Here is a 19,669-nt window from a genome sequence, read left to right as displayed (position 1 = left end):
CGACGCGCCGGCGTCGCGCGTCCCCGGCCCGCCTCAGGGGGCGCTCAGGGTCGTCTGCAAGAACGCCCACTGCTGCAGATCTGCCGGGCGGCCGTCGTCGTGCGCGCGGTTCGCCTTGCGGAAGATCGCCTGGGCACCGTCGCCGAAGATGAACAGGCCGTAGCCGAGCGCGAAGCGAAGCGGCTCCCACGGCTGGAAGGCGAGCGAGACGTCGATCTCGTGGCCGAGCGCCCGGCTCTCGTTGTCGCTGGCGGCGCCCACGGGAAGGAGCCGCGCGGTCACCCACCTGCCCCCGGGCGAGGCGAGGCCGACGAACGTGTACCCGGCGGCGACGGTCATCGCGTCGAGGGGGGAGGCGCGGACGCCTCCGCCCGCCTCGATCACGTTGGACCACGCGTAGAGCCCCATCGGGCCGTGGTTGTCCTGCGCGTCGGGCAGGATCGGATCGAAGCGGCGCTGCGTCTCGCCCTCTTCGAGCGCGCCGTCGTCGCCCGTCGCGTAAGCGCCGCGGGCGCTGAAGGTGAGGCGGGCGGGGAGGGACGTCTCGAGCGCCGCCCGCGCGGCGGCCGCGAACGCGCCGAGCGGGCGATCGGCCGTGAAGGTGGCGACCCGACCGAGCTCGTAGGCCCCCTCGATCGCGTAGCGGAAACCGCGGCGGTCGCCGGAGATGCGCGCGTCGAGGACCACGGTGTCTCCGGGCGTGAGCCAGGTCGGCCGCGGCTCGCGGGCGATGCGCGCGAGCGCCGTGGCCTCGAGGTGGAGCAGGGGAGCGACGCGCCAGAGCGCGTTCAGGCCGTAGAGCTGCGTCCCCGTGCCGGCGGAGATGGGCTTGCGCGTCCCCGCCACCTCGGGCGGCGCGCCGCCCGGCGCGGCGAGGAGCACGGCCATCGCCTCGAGGTCGACGTTGCCGAGCTGCACCCCCGCGCGCACCCCGTCGAGCGAGCGCGCGGTGAGCGTCTCGTCGTCCGCCCCGATCAGGCGGCCGTCCCCCCACTCGATCCGCTGCCGGCCCAGCCGGACGAAGGCGCGGCGCCCCGAGCGCGTGTGCACGTCGACGTAGGCCTCGTAGGGCGCCGTCTCCGGGAGGGACGGCTCGCCCGCTCCGACGAAGATCGCGTCGTCGCTCCCCCAGAGCCGCGCGTCCTGCAGCGTGAGGACGCCCGTGACGGGCCCGCGATCGACGGCCAGGCCGAGGCGCGCGCGCTGGGCGAAGAACCACTGGGTCTTGACGACGTTGCCCGTGTCGAGGAGCGGCGGCAGCGCGCCCCCGAAGCCCTCGGCGAGCACCGCGTTCGAGCTGTAGACGTCGCCGCCCGTGTCCACGGGGTACCGGCGAAACTCGCCCCGGATCCGGAGCTCCGCCGACGGGCGGAAGACGAACCCGCCGAGGTGCACGCCCTCCGACTGCGGCAGCGCCTGGGCCGCCGCGGTCCGGGGCGCGAGCGCAAGCGCGAGGAGCGCCGATCCCAGAGCGATGGAGGCGAACGGCAGGGATCGGATCATCAGCGAGGAGGGCCGGAGCGCGGGGTCGTCGAACGGCGGATGCGCGGCCTGGCGCGCGGCGTTCTCGCGGGCCGCGCTCCTGGATCGCTCGCGGAGGATAGGCGTCCCGGCGCTCGTCGGACAAGTGGGGAAGCTGCCGAATGGGGCGCAGTGCCGCCCTTGTCAGGCGGCGCTGCCGCCGGACAAGGCGAGCCGCCGCGCCGGCGGCGTCAGGGATCGAAATCGTCCTCGCCGCGCGGAGGCGGCGGCGGTTTCGGCGGCCTCGGCGCGGCTCCTGCGCCGCTCCCGCGCCGCGGCGGCGCCTTGGCGCTTCCGGCAGGCTGCCTCGGCGTGGGGCGCCTCGCCGCGCCTCGCCCCGCCGGCGCGACGCCCGCGTCGACGGCGAGCACCAGATCGAGCGCGAGCTTCGATGCCCTGCCGGCGTGCCGCTCGGCGGCCGCCCCCGCCTCGGCGAGCACGCGCTCGGCCGCCTCGAGCTCGCGCTTCGCCTCGCGGCGCTGCGGGTCGCCCGCCATGGTCTCGGCCCACACGGCCGCCAGCGACGCCCGCTGCTTCTCGAGCTCCGCCGCGCGCTTCGACAGCTCGCCGAGCTGCTTCGCCGCCGCGAGGGAGCTCTTCAAGGACGCCTCGAGCGCCTCGACGGCGTCCCTGTCGTCGGCGTCGAGCGAGCGCCCGCCTCGGGCGCTGACGAGCCGCGCTTCCGGCACGAGCTCGACGTGGAGCGAGGCGCCCGACGCGCGGAGCTCCGCCGCGCGCGCGCGCGCCGCGTCGAGCGCCGCGTCGGCGGCCGACCTCGGATCGAGCCCGGCCGCGCGCGCGAGCTCGGCCCGCGCCGCGTCCGCGAGCGCCTCGGCCTTCAGCGACTCCTCGCGGAGCGCCCGCGCGGCCTCGAAGAACTCGTCGTAGGGCTGCTTGCCCGTGCGCAGGGCCCGGCCCTGCTCGAGCTGCGATGCCTGCGCGGCGCACGCGGCGAGCAGCGGCGCGTGCGCCGCGGCGAGCAGCAGCGCGAGCGCCGCCGCCCGGAGGCGGCGCGCGCCGTCCGGGGCCCTCGTCATCCACATTGGAGGATGACCCCCCAGAGCTCGTAGCTCGCGGCGGGCTTCGAGAGGAACACGACGCCCACGTAGCCCGATCGCGGCGCCACGCCGAGCACGCCCTGCCCGAAGTTCCCGGCCGGGGGCGAGAGCGCGATCGGATCGCCGATCGGGGAGAAATCGGGGGCCAGGGTCTGCGCGCGCATGGCGCGGCTCCCCGGAGGGCCTTCGGTCCACACGAGGAGCCAGCGTCCGTCGCCGAGCCCCGCGATGTCCGGCGCGAACGCGTCGCCGCCGGGGCCGCCGGAGGGGAGCGGGATCACCTGGGTCGACCCGGGGATGTCGCCCGGCGCGGCTTGCCCGGCGCGGATCTCCCATCGCCCGTCCGCGGGCCGGTCGGCGAAGACGACGGCGAGGGCGCGCTCGTTCCAGCCGAGCGAAGGCTTGCCGAGCGCGCCCCCGGAGCCGTTCACGCGGGTGAGCTCGCCGGAGGGCCTGCGCTCGGCGTCGAGCCAGCCGGCCCACACGGCCTTCTCGCGGCGGAACGCGACGGCGTACCCGCGGGACCCGGCCGCGAGGGCGCGCGGCGACTCGAGCGGCTCGTCGCCTTGCACCGGCCAGAGCCGCGCGGGCGCGGCGCCGGGGTCGTCGGCGGCGACCACGGCGCCGTCCGCCAGGCCGACGACGAACGGCCGGGGCCCCGGGACGCTGACCGGGGAGCGGATGGCGTGCTGCGCCGACGTGAGGACGGTGAAGGTGTCCTCGACCGGCGAGATGCTCACGATGTCGGCGGCCTCTCGGTTCGAGAACCTCTCGCTCCGCTCGCCGGTCGCGGGATCGATCTCGAGGCCGACGGCCTCCATGGCGCTCTTGGCGTAGCCCACCAGGAGCTTGCCGCCCTTCGTCGCCGTGACCTCGAAGGGGATGCTCTTCGCGACGAGCGGCGCCCATGGCTGCGGCTGGCGCGCCACCCAGCAGGGCTTCAGCGGCGCGGGGATCGCGGAGCGAGCGACGCCCTGCGCGGCGCCGAGCGCGGGGCGCGCCGTCGCGACCAGCGGCTGCCGCGTGGCTGCGACGGAGTGGCGGCCCGCGAAGAAGGCGGCGACGCTCATGAGCACGGCGGCCCCGCAGATGCCGATGAGCGACGAGATCGGCACGGGCACCGCCGTGGAGAGCGGATGGCCGTCGCCCCGCGCCGGCGCGCCCGCGAGGGGCGGTTGAGCGCGCCGCGCCGCGAGCGCGCGCGGATCGAGCGCGGGCGGGCCGTTGCTCGATCCCGGGGCGGAGCCGCGATCGGAGCGCGGGCCCGGCGCCGACGGAGCCTCGGCGGACGTCGGGCGCAGCCCGGGCAGCAAGCCTGGCCACGAGCGCATGGCCGGGCGCCCCTGCGACGCGCCTGCGCCGACGCCGGCCGAAGGGATCGTCGCGTACTCGCGGCGCCCCATCGTCGCGTCGCCGGCCAGGGGGGAGCGCTTCGTCTCGCCGGGCGTGGGCGCAGCGGAGTGCTCCTTGGCCTCGCGGTGCGGCGCCGTCGTGGTGGAGGGCTCGGGAGCCTCGCTGACGGCGCTGAGCTCCGATGGAACCCGGCCATCGCCGGCCGGCGTGCTCTCGGCGCCGCGGAGCGGGGGACCGTCGCCGGACGGCGCGGGGCTGGCGAGGCGAGGTCCGATGGATGCGATCGCCGCCGCGGCGGCGGCGCTCGAGACGGGCGTCGCTTCGGCCGAGGGGATCGGGGCAGCCGGGGGCGAAGGGAGCGCTGCGGCCGGCTGCGAGGGCGACGGCGGCGCCGCCACCGGTGTCGCGCGGGGAGCCTCCGCGGGCGGGCGCGGCGGCGGCGCGGGGAGCGCTCCGAGGCGGACGAGGGCCTTCGCGCCTGCCGCGGTGTGATCCGGTGCATCGAGCGCCCGCGCGCCCGCAGGCCGCTTCGCAGCGAGCGCGGGGAACCGGACCGGCACCGGCGGCGGCGGCACGGAGCGTCCCTTGGTCGGCCGCTTCGTGCCGCGGCTGGGGCTCGCCTGCACCGGCGGCGTTGCCGGGAGGGGCTTGCCGGCGCCCTGATCCGGATCGGCGGCTGTGCCGCTGCGCCCGTCGTCCTGCGGCGCAGCGCCGGCCGGCGCCCCGTCGCGGCCTGAAGGGAGGGGCGGAGGCCGGGGCGGCCTCGCCGCGCGCGCGGTCGGGCCGCCCGCGGCCTTCGGCGTTGCGCCCGGCCTGCTGGGCGCGGCCGAGCCCGCCGCGCGCCTCGGCGCTGCGGGCTCGCCGCCTTCGGTCATCCCGCCGGCGCCGCCTGCGTCGCCGGCCGGACGCTGACCGGCCGACGTGTCCTCGGGTTCCTCGGACGCCGAGGGGAGCCTCGGCGCGCGCGGGATTGCGGGCGCTCCCTCGTCGCCTGCCGAGGAACCGTCGTAGCGGGGCAGCTGCGTGATCGCGCGGGCGACGCCGGCGTCGAACGCTCCGCCCGCCGAAGGCACGACGATCGGCGCGCTCTGTCCGCTGGCCGGCGCGCTCGCCGGGGCCTCGACCCCCGAGAGCGTCGCCATGGGCTCGCGCTTCCGGGGCGGCGGGGGTGGCGGCTGCGGTCGCGCGGTGCCCCGGCCCGGGGACGCCGTGGGTCGCCGCTCGTTCGCGGACCTGTCCGGGGGCGCTGGGCGCTGACCCGGGCGGGCGGGCGCCGGGCCCAGCTCCTCGACCAGCTCGAGCTCCAGCGTCGCGCCGCTGTCGCGCGCCGACGCCCGGGCATCGGCGGCGGGCTTGTCGGGCGGAGCGGCGCCCGCCTCCGGCTTGCGCCGGAGCTGCGCGGCGTCGGCGAGCTCCGGCTGTTTGGAAGCCGGGGCCCACGCTTCCATGCCCTGACGCCACACGAGCGTGGAGCCCGGGATGACCCCGGCAGCCAGCGCGCTGCGCAGCTCGGCGGTGCTCACGAGCCGCTGGACGCCGCGCTCATCCGTCCATCGCCACGCGCTCAACGGCGGGCCCTCCTCCCCGTGCGAGAGCGCCGGAATTTCAGGACGCGATCCACGACGCGGGGATCGTACCGCGCGTCGTTTGCAAAGAGATCCTCTTTCGTCCGATCGCGCAACCGCGCGCCCGCTCCTGACGATGAACGCGCTGGCAGCCCATGAGCCCTTCCCGCGCCCTCGTCGCCGCAATCCGCTTCCTGGCCGCCGTCGCTGCGCGTGCGCTCAGCCCACCGGCCTGCGCCGCCTGTGACGCCGCCATCGCAGCTGGCGCGGTATTTTGCTCCGACTGCGCGCGGACCACCGTGCCGTACGCGGAGCGCCCGCCGCGGAGGGCGGTGGGGGCCAGCGCGGCGGGCGTCGATCTCGTCGCGTTCGCGGCGTTCGGCGGGGCGGTCGCGGAGGGGATCCGGCGCTTCAAGTACGGGGATCGGCCGGACCTCGCGCGCCCGCTAGGCGGGTTGCTGCTCGGCGCGGCGCGCGACGCCGAGGTGAGCGCCGACCTCGTGGTCCCGGTGCCGCTGCATCCGCGCCGTCTCGCCGAGCGGGGGTACAACCAGGCGGCCTTGCTGGCCGCGCACGTCGCCGACGGACTTCCGGCGTCGATGGCCCCGCGGGCGCTTTGCCGCGTCCGTCCCACGGCGCAGCAGGCGCAGCTCCCGCGGGATCTCCGCCTGCAGAACGTGGTGGGGGCGTTCCGGGTCCGCGCTCCGGAGCGCGTGCACGGCCGGCGGGTCGCGCTGGTCGATGACGTGGCCACGACCGGCGCCACGCTCGCGGCGTGCCGGGACGCGCTCCTCGGCGCGGGGGCTGCTTCGGTCACCTATCTCGTTCTCGCGACGACCGAGAGCGGCGGGGACGAGCTCAGAAGGCCGCCTCTGTCAGCGCACCGCACTTGATGCGGACCGTCCTGCCCTCGGCGAGCCATCGCGTACCGTTGCGCGTCGGCTCGCCGAGCCGCACGAAAAAGCGCCCGCAGCGCACCTCGATGGGCTGATTGCTGGGACCCACCGCCACGCCCGTGACGTACACGGTCGCGTTCTGGGAGGAGTTGAGCTTGAGGAAGCCGTAGCCACGGCGCGGGCTCCGCGGAGCGCTCGCTTCGGCCTGGGAGGCCGGCGGGGGTGGAGGCGCGGGAGGCGGCGGGGGTGGAGGCGCGGGCGCTGCCTCGGGGCTGGGCTGGGGTGGAGGCGCGGGGGGCGCGGCGGGAGGCGGCGGGGGTGCGGCCTGCGCAGCGGCGTCGGTCGCGCTCGTCGGGGACTGGGCGGTCAGCTGCACGGGGGCGGCTGCTTGTTTTGAGGCTGCGGTGTTCGAGGCTGCGGTGACGACGCTGGCGGGATCGCTGGCCGCCATGTTCGCCGGGAGAGCCTCCCGGCTGCGCTCTGCGAGCCAGGGCAGGCTCGTCTCGACGGCGTAGACGCCCAGCGCAAACACGATCGCTGCCGTCGTGAGGGCAACGCCGATGGTGCCGAGGGGCGAGAGCGGCTTCGACGGATGGCCGTCAGCCGACCCAGGTTGGGGCCCGTCCCCAGCCGACCCAGGTTGGGGCCCGTCCCCAGCCGACCCAGGTTGGGGCGAGAGCGGCTTCGACGGATGGCCGTCAGCCGACCCAGGTTGGGGCGAGAGCGGCTTCGACGGATGGCCGTCAGCCGACCCAGGTTGGGGCCCGTCCCCAGCCGACCCAGGTTGGGGCGCCCCCTCGGTCGACCCAGGTTGGGGCCCGTCCCCAGCCGACCCAGGTTGATGCGCCCTCTCGCCAGCCGACCCAGGTTGGGGCGCATTCTCGGCCGACCGAGGTTGAGGCGCGTCCGTCGAGAACATCGCCGCCAGTCTAGCGGGATCGTCCGCCGCCGAACCGGACTCTCCCGCTCGGCGGCCCACCGTCCGGCGCGCAGGTGCGCTCCCTCGGAACAGCTCCGGAGAGCAAGCACGGACGCTGTTTGTGTGCTGGAATACATTCGTGTACGTCGTCGCACATCCACTGACGTGGGTTCGCAGGGGGATGCCACACGGCCGTCGCGCGCTGGCCGCCGGCGCGCTCGACACCCTCGGGCTCCTGGATCGCTTCCTGTGGCTGCGCGCGAAGCTCCGGCTGCCCGTGCTCTCCGTGTTCACCTACCACCGCATCGCCGAGCTCTCCGACGTCGACGAGCTCGATCCCGGCGTCGCCGAGGTGAGCGCGCGCGAGTTCGAGGAGCAGCTCGCGGTCATCAAGGCGCACTGCACGGTGGTGTCGCTCCGGGACGTGCGGCGCTTCGCCAAGGGCCGGAAGCTCCCGCCGAACCCCGTCATGGTCGCGTTCGACGACGGCTACCGCGACAACCACGACGTCGCCTTGCCCCTCCTCCAGCGCGCCGGCGTCACGGCCACGTTCTTCGTCGCCACCGAGTATCCCGGCAAGGGGCGCCTCTTCTGGTGGGACCGCGTCGCGCTCCTCATGCACCGGTGCCGGCGAGCGCGCGTCGAGCTCGCCTACCCAGCGACGCTCGTGCTCGAGCCGCAGCGCGATCCGGTCGCCGCGGCGACGCTCGTCTGCCAGACCATCAAGCGCACGTCCGGCGTCGACATCGGCCGCCTCTGGGACGAGGTCGAGCGCGCCACGGGCGTATCGATCGACCTCTGCGAGGAGCGCGCGATCGCGGCCAGGACGATCATGGACTGGCACCAGATCGCGGCGCTGCGGCGGGCGGGCATGGACGTGCAGTCGCACTCGCACAGCCACCGGGTCCTCCAGACGCTGTCGCCCGAGGAGGCCACGCGCGATCTCGCGCGCTCCCGCCGCGTCCTCTCCGACGCCTTGAACGAGGCCGTGCACGCGGTCGCGTACCCCGTCGGCTACAGCCTGTGCGGCGCGTTCCATCGCGCCGTGAGGGAGGCCGGGTTCGAGATCGGCTTCACCAACAACTCCGGCCTTTGCACGCTCTCGTCCTTCGATCCCCTGAACTTCCCGCGCATCGCCATGGACCGCGGGCAGATCGGCGCCCTCTTCAAGCTCAAGCTGCTCATCGGCCAGCGGCCCGGCCGCTGATCGGGCAAAGCCCCTGCGCCGCTCCGCCGCCGCGCTCTCCGGTCCGCCGCGCTCGCCCCCCCGAGCGCCCCGGCTCGCTCGCGGCCGCCTCCGCCGGCGCGGCCGTGGCCTGCGCTGTGCACGTGCACCGTCGCTGGGCCGGTTCTGCACGCGCATGGCCTCGATGGCCAGGAAAGCTGCTTCGCAGCCTGTCCGACGAAGGGAGGCTCTCGTGAAACGCACAATCCGTGGTCGCAGCTCCCGCGCCGTCTTGTCCATGCTCGGCGCGGCCTCGCTGATCTCTGCAGCCCTGGCCTCGGGATGCGGCGGCTCACCGCCGCAGGCGGCTCCCGCCAAGTCGCCAGCGCGGCCCGCGCCCGAGGCGCGCGACGGGCGGGGGGAGCAGCGGAGGGGGACCGTCGAGCAACGCGCGCAAGGCGAGCAGCGCGAGCAGCGCGAGGCGCAGCGCGCGTGGTGCGTGTACCTCGAGGAGCTCTACGAGCGGGCCACCGAGCAATCGAAGGGCTGGCCCAAGTTCGAGCAATGCACCCGGATGACCACGATGGCCTCGCCGAGGATGCTCCGCGCCACCTCGGAGTGCTCGCTGGCAGCGCTGAGGCGGTTCGAGGGCGATCCCTTCACCGCCGCCTACGCGGAGGAGGTGAGCCGCTGCGGCTCCGAGGCGATGACGGCCACCACGCTTCCGCGGTCGGATCTCGCGCCGTTCATGGCCGTCCTCTGCGGTCGAATCGCCGGGTGCGGAGACCTCGACTACGACACCTGCCGGCAGAGCCTCGAGGAGGGGCTCGGCCCGCAGCTCGAGCGGGCGATCGGCGCGATGAACAGCCGCGGCCGGCAGGAGGTCCGCGCCTGCTTCGGCAAGCTCGCGTGCGGCGGCGATCTCGGCCCGCAGATCTCCGCGTGCCTCGAGCCCATCATGGACGACCTGCTCTGGCTGCCGGGGTGAGCGCCCGGACGCGCCACGGCGGCAGCGCTGCGCGGCGCGGCGGTCAGCCGGAGGTGCCCGGCAGGCGGCAGCGCGCGATCAGCGGTACGTGATCGGAGAGGCCGGCGAAGGCGCCCTTGTGCCCGAACGGGTGCGTGCCCGCGAAGTCGAGCCACTCGAGGCGCTCGGACGAGTACACGTGATCGAGGTGCATGCGCAGGTTCATGAAGCCGGCCGTCGGGAAGGCGCGCGCCTCGGTCTCGGAGAGGCAGCGGACCTTGGCGAACGCGTCCACGAAGCCGATCTCCTCGCGCAGGAAGCGATCGACCGACGAGCCCGGCAGCGAGTTGAAGTCGCCGACGACGACGAAGTTGTCGCTCCGCCGCTCGCGGCGGACGAAGTCGGCGAGCACGCGCGCCTCCTCGAGCTGGTTCGGCCCGAACCCCATCCGCGCCTCGCCGGTCCAGAACTCCCTCGAGAACACGCTCGGCAGGCTGAGGTGGGTGTTGAACACATCGAACGTCTGGCCGCTCTCGTGCTCGAACGACACATGCGCGCAGATGCGCGTCTGCTTCAGGCGCTTGACCCTCCGCCGGTGGGTGATGTCGTGCGGGCGCTCTGCGTTGTGGTGTCCGATGCGGAACGTGTCGCGCGCGATCACCGCGAGCCCGGTCGTGTAGATGTTCGTCCGCGAGGTGAGCCTGTAGGCGTGCGCGGGGAAGTAGTAGGCGACGTAGCGCTCGGGCCGCTCTGCGTGCACCAGCGCCGCGTGCAGCTCGGTCATCAGGCGATCGAGCTGCGTCTCCTCCGGGTGCCAGCGCGGGTTCATCGTCGAGGAGCGCAGCGACTGCGTCTCCACTTCCTGGAGGCACACGAGATCGGGCAGCGGGGAGAGCCGCGCCAGCGTCGTCGCGATCCGCGTGATCGCGGCGCTGGTCGAGGCGATGCCCCGCGTGCCGTGCCCGAAGTAGCGGACGTTATACGTGATGATCCTGAGCGGCGTGGCGCCGTCGGCCGCCGCCGCGACGCCGCGGCGCGCGCCGCGCGCCTCGCCCGCGGAGCGGCCGTCAGGCGCCGAGTCCTCGGGGATTGTGCCGTTCGAACCAGGTGGGAGGCGCCGCTCGGTCATGTATCCTCTCGCCCATGGGCAAGAACATCATCGTTTCCGAGGATACCATTCGTGACCTGCTGGAAGCGCATGCCTCCCTCTCCGCCTGGTACTATGAGCTCTGGTCGGCGCTGCGGGTCGCGAAAGCGTCTGCGAGCGCCCCCGATGATGCGGCCCGTGCGGCGTTTGTCGAGCGGATGGCCACGAGCTTCCCGGAGGTCGCGTCGATCGCCCGTTCCATCCGGGTGCCGAGGATGTTCGTCCCACCTCCGCCCGCCGTGAGCATACCCCCGGTTGCGACCGCGGAGGGCGAGGCCGCGGAGGAGGCCCCGACAGCGGTCGAGCCCGCTCCCGCCCGGCTCCGCGAGCTCCACGGCCAACCACCCAAGAGCCAGCCGGGCTCTGGATCCGCCGATGAGCACGCTCGGGCGCCGTCGCAGCCCGCGATCGCTCCTCCACCGCTGGTGATCCCATCGACGGTGAAATACGACACCTGAGGTCGCTGGCGGCGAGATCGGACTCGGCCTGATGCGCGCCCAGCGCGCCGTCTGGCGCGCGCTGGGCGCGCCGTCAGCGGGCTCGGCCGCCGCGGAAAGTCCGCCGCGCAAGGAGCTGCTCGGCCTCCGCGGCTCCCGTCAAATCGAACCTCGGGTTCAGATCGAGCGCAGCGCGCACGAGCCGCTCGCCGTGCTCCAGGTCTCCCAGCGCGATCCGGATCGCCCCCGCATGATAGAGCAGGCGCGCGTCCCTGGTGCCGAGGGCCAGCGCCCTGTCGCTCGCGGCGCGCGCTTCGGACAGCCTGCCGGCGCGGTACAGCGCCCAGGCGAGGGTGTCCTCGGTGTAGATGTCTCCGCGGGCGGCGCGCTCCGCGGCGGCGAGCCGCACGGCCTCGTCGCGCTCCAGGCCCTTGGTCGCGTAGTACAGCGCGAGCGTCCGGCGATCGGAGAGGCGCCCGGCGGCGACCGCGCTGTCGTAGGCCCGCGCCGCGCCGGCGCGGTCGCCGGCGGCCGCCCTCGCGTCGCCGAGCAGCCACGCGATCTCCGCCTCCGGGCTCTGCCGGTGGGCCCGCTCGAGCAGCTCGACGGCGCGGCCCCACGCGCCGCGGGCCAGCGCGACGCGCGCTCTGCCGGCGAGCGCCGGCGGATACTCGCCCTGCGCGGCCAGCGCCCGCTCGAAGCCCCGGTCCGCGGCCTCGTGGTCGCCCTCGTGCCAGAACATCGCGGCCGCCTGCGTCAGCGCCCACGCGAGCGCCTCGGGCTCGCGCGGATCGCCCGCGTCGATCGCGAGGCGCATGATCCGCTTCGCGGTCGCCGCGTCGCCCTGGAGCCAGCGGAGGTGCGCGGCCCGCGCGTAGGACGGCAGGCCCGGCCGCAGATCGACCATCCGCTGCGCCGCCGCGACCGCCGCCTCGAAGCGACCGAGCCCGAGCTCCGCGTCGCTGAGCGTCCCGAGCGCGAGCGTATCGCCCCCGTCCCGCGAGAGGACCCGCTCGGCGGCGTCGCGCGCCTCGACGAACCTGCGGTCGTGGAGCAGCGCGAGGCCGAGCAGGTCGAGCGACGCGCGATCGCCCTCCGCCTGCGCGATCGCGATCTCCGCGCACGCGTGAGCGCGGCGGTAGAGCGACGGATCGCCCGAGGCGCGCGCCTTCTCGATCCACGCGAAGCCGAGCGCGCTCCAGAGATCCGCGCCGCCCGGCGCCTTCGCGAGCCGCCGCGACAGCGCCTCGATCTCGCGATCCGCGGCGCTCGCGCCCGCCGGCGCCGCGAGCGCGAGCCTGCGCGCCGCGTCGAGGCTCGAGGGCGCCGGCGCCTCGTCAGGGCGCGCGATCAACTCTGGCGCGGCCGGCAACGCTGGCGCTGCCGACGACGCCGGCGCGGCCGGGACGGCGTCGGCGCGCGAGCGCCCGGAGCAGCCGAGGCTCCCGCTCAGGACAACGCAGGCGAAGAGGCGAGCCGTTCGTCTCAGCATCGGAGCGCCGACCTCCTTTCGCGCAGGAGCTCCGCCCGGGGCGAGCCGCGCTTCTCACCGAGGCGTCGCGACCTCGATCCGATCGCGAAAGAGCTTGCCTCGCCGATCGGCGCCGGCAAGCTCGCCGCTCCAGCGCATCGCTCGATCGGCCAGCAGCGCGCAGCGCGGAGGAGATCGCATTGCCTGTCTCGACGGATCGCGACCGCCTGCGGCGGCTCTGCGCCGCGGCGCTGATCCTGCAACTCGGCGCCGCCTGCGCGCGCGCGCAGCGCAGCTCGCCGGACGCGGACGCGGGCGCGGCGTCCCCGCCGGACACAGGCGAGACCCGGGCGCCCCCGCCGGACGCGGGCGCGACCGCAGCGTCCTCGCCGGACACGGGCTCCTCACCGAGCGGTTCCTCGCCGAGCGGCTCCTCACCGACGCCGCCCGCCGACACCCCGGTCGGCGACGAGATCGCCCCCGTCTACCCGAAGGCCGAGGGCGCGCCGGATCCGCTCGCGGCGCGGCTGTGCGAGGCGCTGCACGCGCTCCCCGCGCGGCGCAAGGCGGCGTGCTGCGGCGGCGGTCCGGGCTTCCATGCCGGCGCGGAGTGCGCGCGCGCGCTGAGCTTCGCGCTCCGCGCGAAGGCCGTGACTTTGTCGACCGATGCGGTCGGCCGCTGCGTCGAGGCGATGGCGCGATCGCTCGAGGGGTGCGACTGGGTCGCTCCGGTCGCCGCCCCGGTTCCATCGGCGTGCGAGGGGATCGTCCGGGGCGCGCTCGGCGAGGGGGCGCGGTGCCGGTCGTCGCTCGAGTGCGCGGACGGGCTGCGTTGCGACGGCGTCGGACCCACCGACGCGGGCATCTGCCGCGCCCCGCGCGCCGCGGGCCCGTGCGGCCTCTCCGTCGACGCGCTGGCCGCGGTCACCCGCCAGACGCGCTACGCCGAGGCGCACCCCGAGTGCCGCGGCCGCTGCGCCGGGCGCGCGTGCGCGGCGCCGTGACGCGCGCGGCGCCGTGACGCGCGCGGCGCCGTGACGCGCGCGGCGCCGTGACGCGCGCGGCGCCGTGACACACGCGGCGCCGTGACCGCGCGGCGTCGTGACGGGCGCGCGGCGCCGCGACGGCCGGCTCAGGGCCGGAAATGCCCCTGGGTCGCGCCTTCCCAGGCGGTCGCGAGGTACGGGAACGCCGGCAGGAACCGCGCGTCGTTCGCCGCGACCCCGTCGCCGGCCGTCGCCCCGGGCGCGCCGGTCAGGAGCAGCGTGAGCACGGCGTCGGTGACGTCGGTCTGCTCATGATCCGCGCCGGGCACCAGCGCGCGGCCGTTCGGAAAGGCCGACGGCATGCCCAGATCGATCCGGAGCACGTCGCCGACCGTCTCCAGGTTGTGCCCCCCGAGGCGCGCAGGCTTCAGGTTGAACAGATCGATGAGGTCGGTCCGGTTCTGCTTCAGCGCCTCGGGATCGAACCCCGCGAGCGGCTGGCCGGCCCGGTAAAGGCCGGCGAACTCGGCGTCGCGCACCAGGATCGGGTTCAGGAAGTACGCCCCGAAGTTGGCGAGGTCGTCGCGCGGGTGCGCGCGGTTGTACTTGTCCTTGTCCTGCAGGCCGATGATCCAGGTGTTGACGAGCGGCAGGCCGACCCGCGACACCTGCACCCACGGCCCCAGGCCGTCCTCCTTGCCGTTCGCGCGCAGGATCCGCACCTTGCGCCGGCTCGCGGAGGCCCAGACGCCGAGCGTCTGCCGGTCGCTCGGCCCCGGCGTCGGCGCCGACCCACCGTTGACCACCGCGAGCGGGATCTCGAGCGCGAGCGCGTAGACGTTGAAGCCGGCGAGGTTGTCGCGCCCGGCGCACGACGGGTTCGGCGCCGCGAGGAGCGGGCACAGCCCCGCCAGGTCGAACGCGCGGCCGAGGTCGGCGTAGAAGCCGTCGTCGCGCGGCCCGGCCCAGGCGCGCCCCTCGCCGCCGGCCATCTGCTTGAGGAACTTCGAGGACGTCGCGAAGGCAGGGTAGCCGCCGCCGGTGATCTGGTAGGCGAGCTGGTTCGTCCGCCTCCCGATGTTCGGCGGCGCGACCGGCGCGTCGGCCAGGATGACCTTCGACGCTCCGCCCTCGATCTTCGTGATGGTGTACGTCTGCTCCGCGCCGGCGAGCTGCGCGAAGAACTCGTTGCCGCCGCTCGGCGCCGGCGTGAGCCCCGCCGGATCGGCCGCCCGGTACGGCGTGGTCGAGAACCGGAACTGGTAGGTCAGCGCGTCCTCGAGGCTCGACGGCCCGCGGGCGATGTGCACCTCGTAGAGCACGTCGTCCGAGAAGCCGTGGAAATTCGGCCCGCCGGCGGGCTCCTCGAGCGGGATGTAGCTCGCGAGGATCACGAGGTTCGCGCCCTCGACCCACGCGTAGAGATCGGTGTTGTCGGCGGCCGGATCCCCGGCGATCGCCGGCGCCTCGCGGTGGCTCGACGCGGCGGCGAGGCCGGGTGCGCTGAGCGCGGCGCACGCCGCGATGGCGGCGGCGACGCGCGACGGTCGGTGGATCATGCGTGCGGGTCCTCCCATCGCTCCTCTGCGGCTCACGGCCCGAGCAGGAACACCGAGCCCTGCTCCTGGGCCTTGTGATCGACGAACGCGAAGACGTCGGCGCCCTTCGCCCGGTGCAGCCCGCCGGGCTCGTCGTGGCCCGGGGCGCCGGTGGGCGTCGCCGAGCGCGCCCCGGACGCCACCTCGATCCGCACGACCTCGTCGGCGCCTCGGGCCACGTCGCGCGCGAGCACGAGCAGCGCCGCGTCGTCGCGCGTCAGCGCGAGCCCGCACGGATAGCCGACGTGGAGCCCGGTCGCGAACGCGCTCGCGAAGCCGTCCTCGATCCGGAAGATCGTCGCCGTCCGGTCGGGGCTCGCGAGGGTGTCGCACACGAACACGGCGCCCCCGTCGGCGACGGCGACCCCGCTCGGATCGACCAGCGGGCTCCCCGTGGCGATCGCGGAGGCCTCGCCGCCGCGCGCCGGCAGGGCGAACACGCCGGGCTGGCCGCCCTCGCGATCGCGCCCCGAGAACACGATCCGCTCCTCGCCGTCCGCGCCCCGGACGATCTCGAGGCCGCGCGCGCGCATCCCCTCGCCGCCGCGGACCGGCGCGACGGCGCCGCCGGGCACGTCGATCGCGAAGAGCGCGCCCGCGTCGAGCGCGCCCGCGTCGTCGAGCGCCGCGCTGCCCGCGCCCGGATCGGCCACGAAGAGCCGGCCGCCGTCCGCGCTCGCCGCGATCCCGAGCGGCGCGACGAAGGGCGGTCCGACCGCGATCTCGGTGGAGCCCGCGCCGCCGCGCGCGCTGGTCCTGAAGACGCCGGCCCTGCCGTCCGCGTCGATCCCGGTGAAGTACACGTACGCCGCGCCCGCGTCCGGCGTCGCGTCGAACGCGATCGCCGGGGCGAGCGTCGAGATCGCGTAGGGAGCATCGCCGCCTGCGCCCCCCCCGCCGCCCGCACCGCTCGTCGTGGTCGCGCCCACCGTGCCCGCGGCGGAGCCCGCGATGGTCCGTCCCGGCGCGTCCTCTGCGCGGCTGCAACCCGGGTTGCCCGCGGCGGCCGACAGCGACGCGACGGCGCACAGCACGCCGGCGCTCCGCCGGAAGTCCCCCCTGGCTTCCGTCATGCCTGCTCCTCCCGGCGGCGCTCGTGCGCCCGGCGCGTCGGCGCACGCACGCGCGCGCCGCGCGGCGATCGCGCGGCGCCGAACGCGGCCGTTCTGCCACGGCGCTCCGGGATCGAGTAGGCCTCTGCCGCGCCGCGCGCGACAAAGGCGCGCGCACCCTGCCTCTCGTGTCCGGGTCCGCCCGCCGGCGCTCAGGCCGGCGAGCAGCGCCGCGCGGCAGGACCGTACGGCGTTCCCCCGTCGACCCGCTGAGAGCCCCGTTTTATAAAGACATCCATGTTCGATGTCGCTCGGTCATTGTACGCACGGGCGTTGGAGGACATCCGTGCGGCGGGTCTCTACAAGGAAGAGCGGATCCTCGCGACGCCGCAGGGGCCGGCGATCCGGACCGAGGGGGGCGCCTCGGTCCTCAATTTCTGCGCGAACAACTACCTTGGCCTGTCGTCGCACCCGGCCGTGATCGGCGCGGCGAAGCAGGCGCTCGACTCGCACGGCTTCGGCCTCTCCAGCGTCCGCTTCATCTGCGGCACGCAGGACCTGCACCGCCGGCTGGAGTCAAGGATTGCCCGCTTCTTCGGCACCGAGGACGCGATCCTCTACTCGTCCTGCTTCGACGCGAACGGCGGCCTGTTCGAGACGCTCCTCGGCGAGGAGGACGCCGTCATCTCGGACGCGCTGAACCACGCCTCGATCATCGACGGCATCCGCCTCTGCAAGGCCGAGCGGCACCGCTACCCGAACGGGGACATGGCCGCCCTCGAGGACATCCTCCGCAAGACGAAGGGCAAGCGGCTCCGGCTCATCGCCACCGACGGCGTGTTCTCGATGGATGGATACCTGGCCAAGCTCGATACCATCTGCGATCTCGCCGACAAGTACCGCGCGATGGTGATGGTCGACGACTCGCACGCGACCGGGTTCATCGGGCCGACGGGGCGCGGGACCGCGGAGCTCTGCGGGGTCATGCACCGGGTCGACGTGATCACCTCCACCCTGGGCAAGGCGCTCGGCGGGGCGAGCGGCGGCTTCACCACCGGCCGGCAGGAGATCGTCGACCTGCTCCGGCAGCGCTCGCGGCCGTACCTGTTCTCCAACACGCTCGCGCCCGCGATCGCCGGCGCGTCGATCGCCGTGTTCGACCTCATCGACGCCGAGCCCTCGCTGCGCCAGCAGGTGATGGAGAACGCGCGCCGCTTCCGGCAGGGGATCACGCAGGCCGGGTTCACCGTCAAGCCGGGCATCCACCCGATCGTGCCCATCATGCTGGGCGAGGCGCGGCTCGCGAACGAGATGGCGAAGGCGCTCCTCGCCGAGGGCATCTACGTCATCGGCTTCTCCTACCCCGTCGTGCCGAAGGGCGAGGCCCGCATCCGGGTGCAGCTCTCCGCCGCGCACGAGCCCGCGCACATCGATCGGGCGATCGAGGCCTTCCGCGAGGTCGGCCGGCAGCTCGGCGTCGTCGGCTGACCGGCTCAGTACCGGAGGATCACCTTGGGGTGGTTCGAGATCGCCTCCTGGAAGGCCGCCGGGTCGTAGTCGTTGAAATCGAACACCGTCTCCTGGCCCCGGTTCAGGATGACCTCCCAGATGAGGTCGTGGATGTTCGGATCGCGCGACTCGAGCAGGTGGCGCGTGATGTGCCACGTCTCGAACATGCGGCGGCCGATCACGCTGTGGAGGCTGATGCCGTCGACGATGAGGCGATCGAAGTTCTCGATCACCGCGTCGCCGCTCTTCAGGCCGAAGAGGATCACGTCGCCCCCGCGCCTCGCCGCGTGGATCGCGTTGTTCACGCTGCTGTTCACGCCGCTCATCTCGAGCACGACGTCGACGCCGACCCCGTCCGTCAGCTTGCGCACCCGCTCCGTCAGCTCGGGATCGCTCGCGTGTGGCCGCTCGGGGCTCGCCCGGTGCGGGCGCAGGACCACGTCGGCGCCCAGGCGGCGGGCCATCTCGGCGTTCCGCTCGAGCGGCTCGACGCCGATGATGTAGATGGCCCCCATCGCGCGCGCGATCGCGACCGCGAACAGGCCGATGGTGCCGCAGCCGAAGATGGCCACGCGCTTGCCGCGGAGGTTCACCTTGGTGCACGCGTGCACGGCGTTGCCGAACGGCTCCTGCACCGCGGCGACCTCCGGCCGGATCCTCGCGATGTCCGTGCGCCACAGGTTCTTCGCCGGCAGCTTGACGAGCTCGGCGAAGCAGCCATCCTCGCTGATCCCGATGATCTTGTCGTCGGCGCACACGTGGGTGTCGCCGACGCGGCACTGGTAGCAGGCGCCGCAGGCGATGTGGCTCTCGGTCGACACGATGTCGCCGACCTCCAGCCCGAAGGTCCGCCGCGCGTCGCTCCCGAGGTCGACGACCCGGCCGAGCAGCTCGTGGCCGATCGTGCGCGTCGCCTTCCGGTCGCGATCGAGCGACTTGAAGATCATGTCCTTGAAGGCGCCGCGGAACCAGATGCCGCGATCCGAGCCGCAGAAGCCCGTCATGATCGGCTTCACCAGGACGCTCGCGCGATCGTGGTAGTCCTTCGCCTCGTTGATCGCCGGGCGCTCGACCTCGTCCTTCGACAGCCCGACGGTGGACTCCCACGGCTGCTTCTCGCGGTTGTACGTCAGCGCCCACATCGTGTCGCTCATGCACCAGGCTCCTGTCTGGAGGTTCGAGGCGCACGCAGCTGGCGCTCGGGCGCCTCGGGCCTGTGTAGCGTGGCGCGCGAACGAGCGAGCGCCCATCAGAAAATTGCGCTCGGGCTGCTCACCCCGTCGGCACAATCCTACGGCTTCTTCAGGATGATCTTGCGCCGCGCGCCGCCGTCCGCCGCGCCCGCGTCGGGGGTGGTGCCGGAGCCGGTCGCCCCCGCGTCGGCGCCGCCGGTCGTCCCCGCGTCGGGGGTGGTGCTGGAGCCGGTCGCCCCCGCGTCGGGGGTGGTGCCGGAGCCGGTCGTCCCCGCGTCGGTGCCCGTGCCCCCGGCGGTCGGTGCGCCCGCGTCGGCCGTCTTGGGCGCAGCGGACGCGGACGCCGCCGCCGGGCGGGGCTCGGCGTCGGTCACGGCCGTCGCGCGGCTGTCGGTCACCTTGAGCTCGATCCACCCCAGCGTGGGCTGGCCCCCGCTCTGGAAGGCCACGAGCATCCAGTCCTGGTAGCTCGCCTTGAGGTCGACGACCGCGCCGCTGTCGAGCCGCGCGAGCTCCTTCGACGTGGCGTCCGCCGACTGGTACACGGCGAACTGCTGCGCCAGGCGCCGGCGCCCGGGCTGGGGCTCCATGGTCGGGTACGTGGCCACGTACCCGACGAGGTCCGTCGCCGCGGGCGCCACCGGGGGCGCCGAGGCCGCCGAGGTCGCTGCACTCGTCGTCGAGGCCTCCTCCCTGCTGCACCCGGCTCCAGCGAGCAAGCTGCCCGCGAGCACCAGGTTCCACATCTCGACCGCACGTGCCATCGTCTCCTCCGTCGCCTCGGGCCGGGGGACGCGCTGCGTCGGCCCGAGGGCCGGGGCAACGTACACGA

16 protein-coding genes are annotated in these 19,669 nt (G+C 74.8%); 6 read left to right on the top strand and 10 right to left on the bottom strand.

Going from position 1 to position 19,669, the window contains the following annotated elements:
* Positions 1–33 precede the first annotated feature (33 nt).
* The 3 genes from NQZ70_RS42790 to NQZ70_RS42780 all read right to left on the bottom strand — a co-directional run bounded on the left by NQZ70_RS42790 (position 34) and on the right by NQZ70_RS42780 (position 5,500).
* A complete protein-coding gene (locus tag NQZ70_RS42790) occupies positions 34–1,503 on the bottom strand; it encodes an alginate export family protein (protein WP_129579352.1) in 1,470 nt (489 codons plus the stop codon).
* A 209-nt stretch (positions 1,504–1,712) separates the two neighbouring features.
* Positions 1,713–2,558, bottom strand: coding sequence for a hypothetical protein (locus NQZ70_RS42785; protein WP_129579351.1), 846 nt, complete (start codon positions 2,556–2,558; stop codon positions 1,713–1,715).
* Positions 2,555–5,500, bottom strand: coding sequence for a DUF4339 domain-containing protein (locus tag NQZ70_RS42780; protein ID WP_165374451.1), 2,946 nt, complete (start codon positions 5,498–5,500; stop codon positions 2,555–2,557). The genes NQZ70_RS42785 and NQZ70_RS42780 overlap by 4 nt, the downstream gene beginning before the upstream one ends.
* A gap of 152 nt (positions 5,501–5,652) precedes the next feature.
* Between NQZ70_RS42780 and NQZ70_RS42775 the strand changes: the two genes are divergently transcribed.
* Positions 5,653–6,390 (top strand): ComF family protein, encoded by a 738-nt coding sequence (locus tag NQZ70_RS42775; RefSeq protein ID WP_237244576.1) that lies wholly within the window; start codon positions 5,653–5,655, stop codon positions 6,388–6,390.
* Here NQZ70_RS42775 and NQZ70_RS42770 read toward each other — a convergent pair.
* Positions 6,356–6,769 carry a hypothetical protein gene (locus NQZ70_RS42770; protein ID WP_272826768.1) on the bottom strand — a complete coding sequence of 138 codons (414 nt, stop codon included), beginning with the start codon at positions 6,767–6,769 and terminating at the stop codon, positions 6,356–6,358. The genes NQZ70_RS42775 and NQZ70_RS42770 overlap by 35 nt on opposite strands.
* 724 nt (positions 6,770–7,493) lie before the next feature.
* On the opposite strand from NQZ70_RS42770, the gene NQZ70_RS42765 reads away from it, so the two are divergent.
* Together NQZ70_RS42765 and NQZ70_RS42760 are read left to right on the top strand one after the other, a co-directional pair.
* Entirely contained in the window at positions 7,494–8,519 is a 1,026-nt protein-coding gene (locus tag NQZ70_RS42765) for a polysaccharide deacetylase family protein (RefSeq protein WP_129579348.1), read from the top strand.
* A gap of 211 nt (positions 8,520–8,730) precedes the next feature.
* The gene (locus NQZ70_RS42760; RefSeq protein ID WP_237244575.1) at positions 8,731–9,465 is read left to right on the top strand and encodes a hypothetical protein; all 735 of its coding nucleotides are present in this window, start codon (positions 8,731–8,733) and stop codon (positions 9,463–9,465) included.
* Positions 9,466–9,508: 43 nt separating this feature from the next.
* Here NQZ70_RS42760 and NQZ70_RS42755 read toward each other — a convergent pair whose 3' ends face one another.
* Complete coding sequence (locus NQZ70_RS42755) at positions 9,509–10,573, bottom strand: endonuclease/exonuclease/phosphatase family protein (protein ID WP_129579347.1); 1,065 nt, start codon at positions 10,571–10,573, stop codon at positions 9,509–9,511.
* Between the two features lie 14 nt (positions 10,574–10,587).
* On the opposite strand from NQZ70_RS42755, the gene NQZ70_RS42750 reads away from it, so the two are divergent.
* Positions 10,588–11,049 (top strand): hypothetical protein, encoded by a 462-nt coding sequence (locus NQZ70_RS42750; RefSeq protein WP_129579346.1) that lies wholly within the window; start codon positions 10,588–10,590, stop codon positions 11,047–11,049.
* Between the two features lie 73 nt (positions 11,050–11,122).
* On the opposite strand, the gene NQZ70_RS42745 is transcribed toward NQZ70_RS42750, so the two are convergent.
* Entirely contained in the window at positions 11,123–12,520 is a 1,398-nt protein-coding gene (locus tag NQZ70_RS42745; protein WP_237244574.1) for a hypothetical protein, read from the bottom strand.
* A 179-nt stretch (positions 12,521–12,699) separates the two neighbouring features.
* Between NQZ70_RS42745 and NQZ70_RS42740 the strand changes: the two genes are divergently transcribed.
* On the top strand, positions 12,700–13,503 hold the full coding sequence (locus NQZ70_RS42740) for a hypothetical protein (RefSeq protein WP_272826765.1): 804 nt from the start codon (positions 12,700–12,702) through the stop codon (positions 13,501–13,503).
* A gap of 128 nt (positions 13,504–13,631) precedes the next feature.
* On the opposite strand, the gene NQZ70_RS42735 is transcribed toward NQZ70_RS42740, so the two are convergent.
* Together NQZ70_RS42735 and NQZ70_RS42730 are read right to left on the bottom strand one after the other, a co-directional pair.
* Positions 13,632–15,044 carry a DUF4331 domain-containing protein gene (locus NQZ70_RS42735; protein WP_129579344.1) on the bottom strand — a complete coding sequence of 471 codons (1,413 nt, stop codon included), beginning with the start codon at positions 15,042–15,044 and terminating at the stop codon, positions 13,632–13,634.
* A 32-nt stretch (positions 15,045–15,076) separates the two neighbouring features.
* Positions 15,077–16,156: a hypothetical protein gene (locus tag NQZ70_RS42730; RefSeq protein WP_237244573.1), complete on the bottom strand. Its 1,080-nt coding sequence runs from the start codon at positions 16,154–16,156 to the stop codon at positions 15,077–15,079.
* A 276-nt stretch (positions 16,157–16,432) separates the two neighbouring features.
* Between NQZ70_RS42730 and kbl the strand changes: the two genes are divergently transcribed.
* Complete coding sequence (gene kbl, locus NQZ70_RS42725) at positions 16,433–17,623, top strand: glycine C-acetyltransferase (RefSeq protein ID WP_129579343.1); 1,191 nt, start codon at positions 16,433–16,435, stop codon at positions 17,621–17,623.
* A 5-nt stretch (positions 17,624–17,628) separates the two neighbouring features.
* Here kbl and NQZ70_RS42720 read toward each other — a convergent pair whose 3' ends face one another.
* Together NQZ70_RS42720 and NQZ70_RS42715 are read right to left on the bottom strand one after the other, a co-directional pair.
* Positions 17,629–18,798, bottom strand: coding sequence for a zinc-binding dehydrogenase (locus NQZ70_RS42720; RefSeq protein ID WP_129579342.1), 1,170 nt, complete (start codon positions 18,796–18,798; stop codon positions 17,629–17,631).
* A gap of 137 nt (positions 18,799–18,935) precedes the next feature.
* Positions 18,936–19,601 carry a hypothetical protein gene (locus NQZ70_RS42715; RefSeq protein WP_165374449.1) on the bottom strand — a complete coding sequence of 222 codons (666 nt, stop codon included), beginning with the start codon at positions 19,599–19,601 and terminating at the stop codon, positions 18,936–18,938.
* Between the last annotated feature and the right edge of the window lie 68 nt (positions 19,602–19,669).

The sequence above is a fragment of the Sorangium sp. So ce836 genome (assembly GCF_028553905.1).
GTDB lineage: Bacteria > Myxococcota_A > Polyangia > Polyangiales > Polyangiaceae > Sorangium > Sorangium cellulosum_D.
The sequence above is the reverse complement of the archived record's forward strand: the minus strand, read 5'-3'. Positions and strand labels throughout refer to the sequence as shown.

Coding starts and splice junctions, on each gene's coding strand:
- kbl (WP_129579343.1), top strand. CDS start 16,433: ATGTTCGATGTCGCTCGGTCATTGTACGCACGGGCGTTGGAGGACATC.
- NQZ70_RS42790 (WP_129579352.1), bottom strand. CDS start 1,503: ATGATCCGATCCCTGCCGTTCGCCTCCATCGCTCTGGGATCGGCGCTC.
- NQZ70_RS42745 (WP_237244574.1), bottom strand. CDS start 12,520: ATGCTGAGACGAACGGCTCGCCTCTTCGCCTGCGTTGTCCTGAGCGGG.
- NQZ70_RS42715 (WP_165374449.1), bottom strand. CDS start 19,601: ATGGCACGTGCGGTCGAGATGTGGAACCTGGTGCTCGCGGGCAGCTTG.
- NQZ70_RS42785 (WP_129579351.1), bottom strand. CDS start 2,558: ATGACGAGGGCCCCGGACGGCGCGCGCCGCCTCCGGGCGGCGGCGCTC.
- NQZ70_RS42765 (WP_129579348.1), top strand. CDS start 7,494: ATGCCACACGGCCGTCGCGCGCTGGCCGCCGGCGCGCTCGACACCCTC.
- NQZ70_RS42750 (WP_129579346.1), top strand. CDS start 10,588: ATGGGCAAGAACATCATCGTTTCCGAGGATACCATTCGTGACCTGCTG.
- NQZ70_RS42775 (WP_237244576.1), top strand. CDS start 5,653: ATGAGCCCTTCCCGCGCCCTCGTCGCCGCAATCCGCTTCCTGGCCGCC.
- NQZ70_RS42735 (WP_129579344.1), bottom strand. CDS start 15,044: ATGATCCACCGACCGTCGCGCGTCGCCGCCGCCATCGCGGCGTGCGCC.
- NQZ70_RS42720 (WP_129579342.1), bottom strand. CDS start 18,798: ATGAGCGACACGATGTGGGCGCTGACGTACAACCGCGAGAAGCAGCCG.
- NQZ70_RS42730 (WP_237244573.1), bottom strand. CDS start 16,156: ATGACGGAAGCCAGGGGGGACTTCCGGCGGAGCGCCGGCGTGCTGTGC.
- NQZ70_RS42755 (WP_129579347.1), bottom strand. CDS start 10,573: ATGACCGAGCGGCGCCTCCCACCTGGTTCGAACGGCACAATCCCCGAG.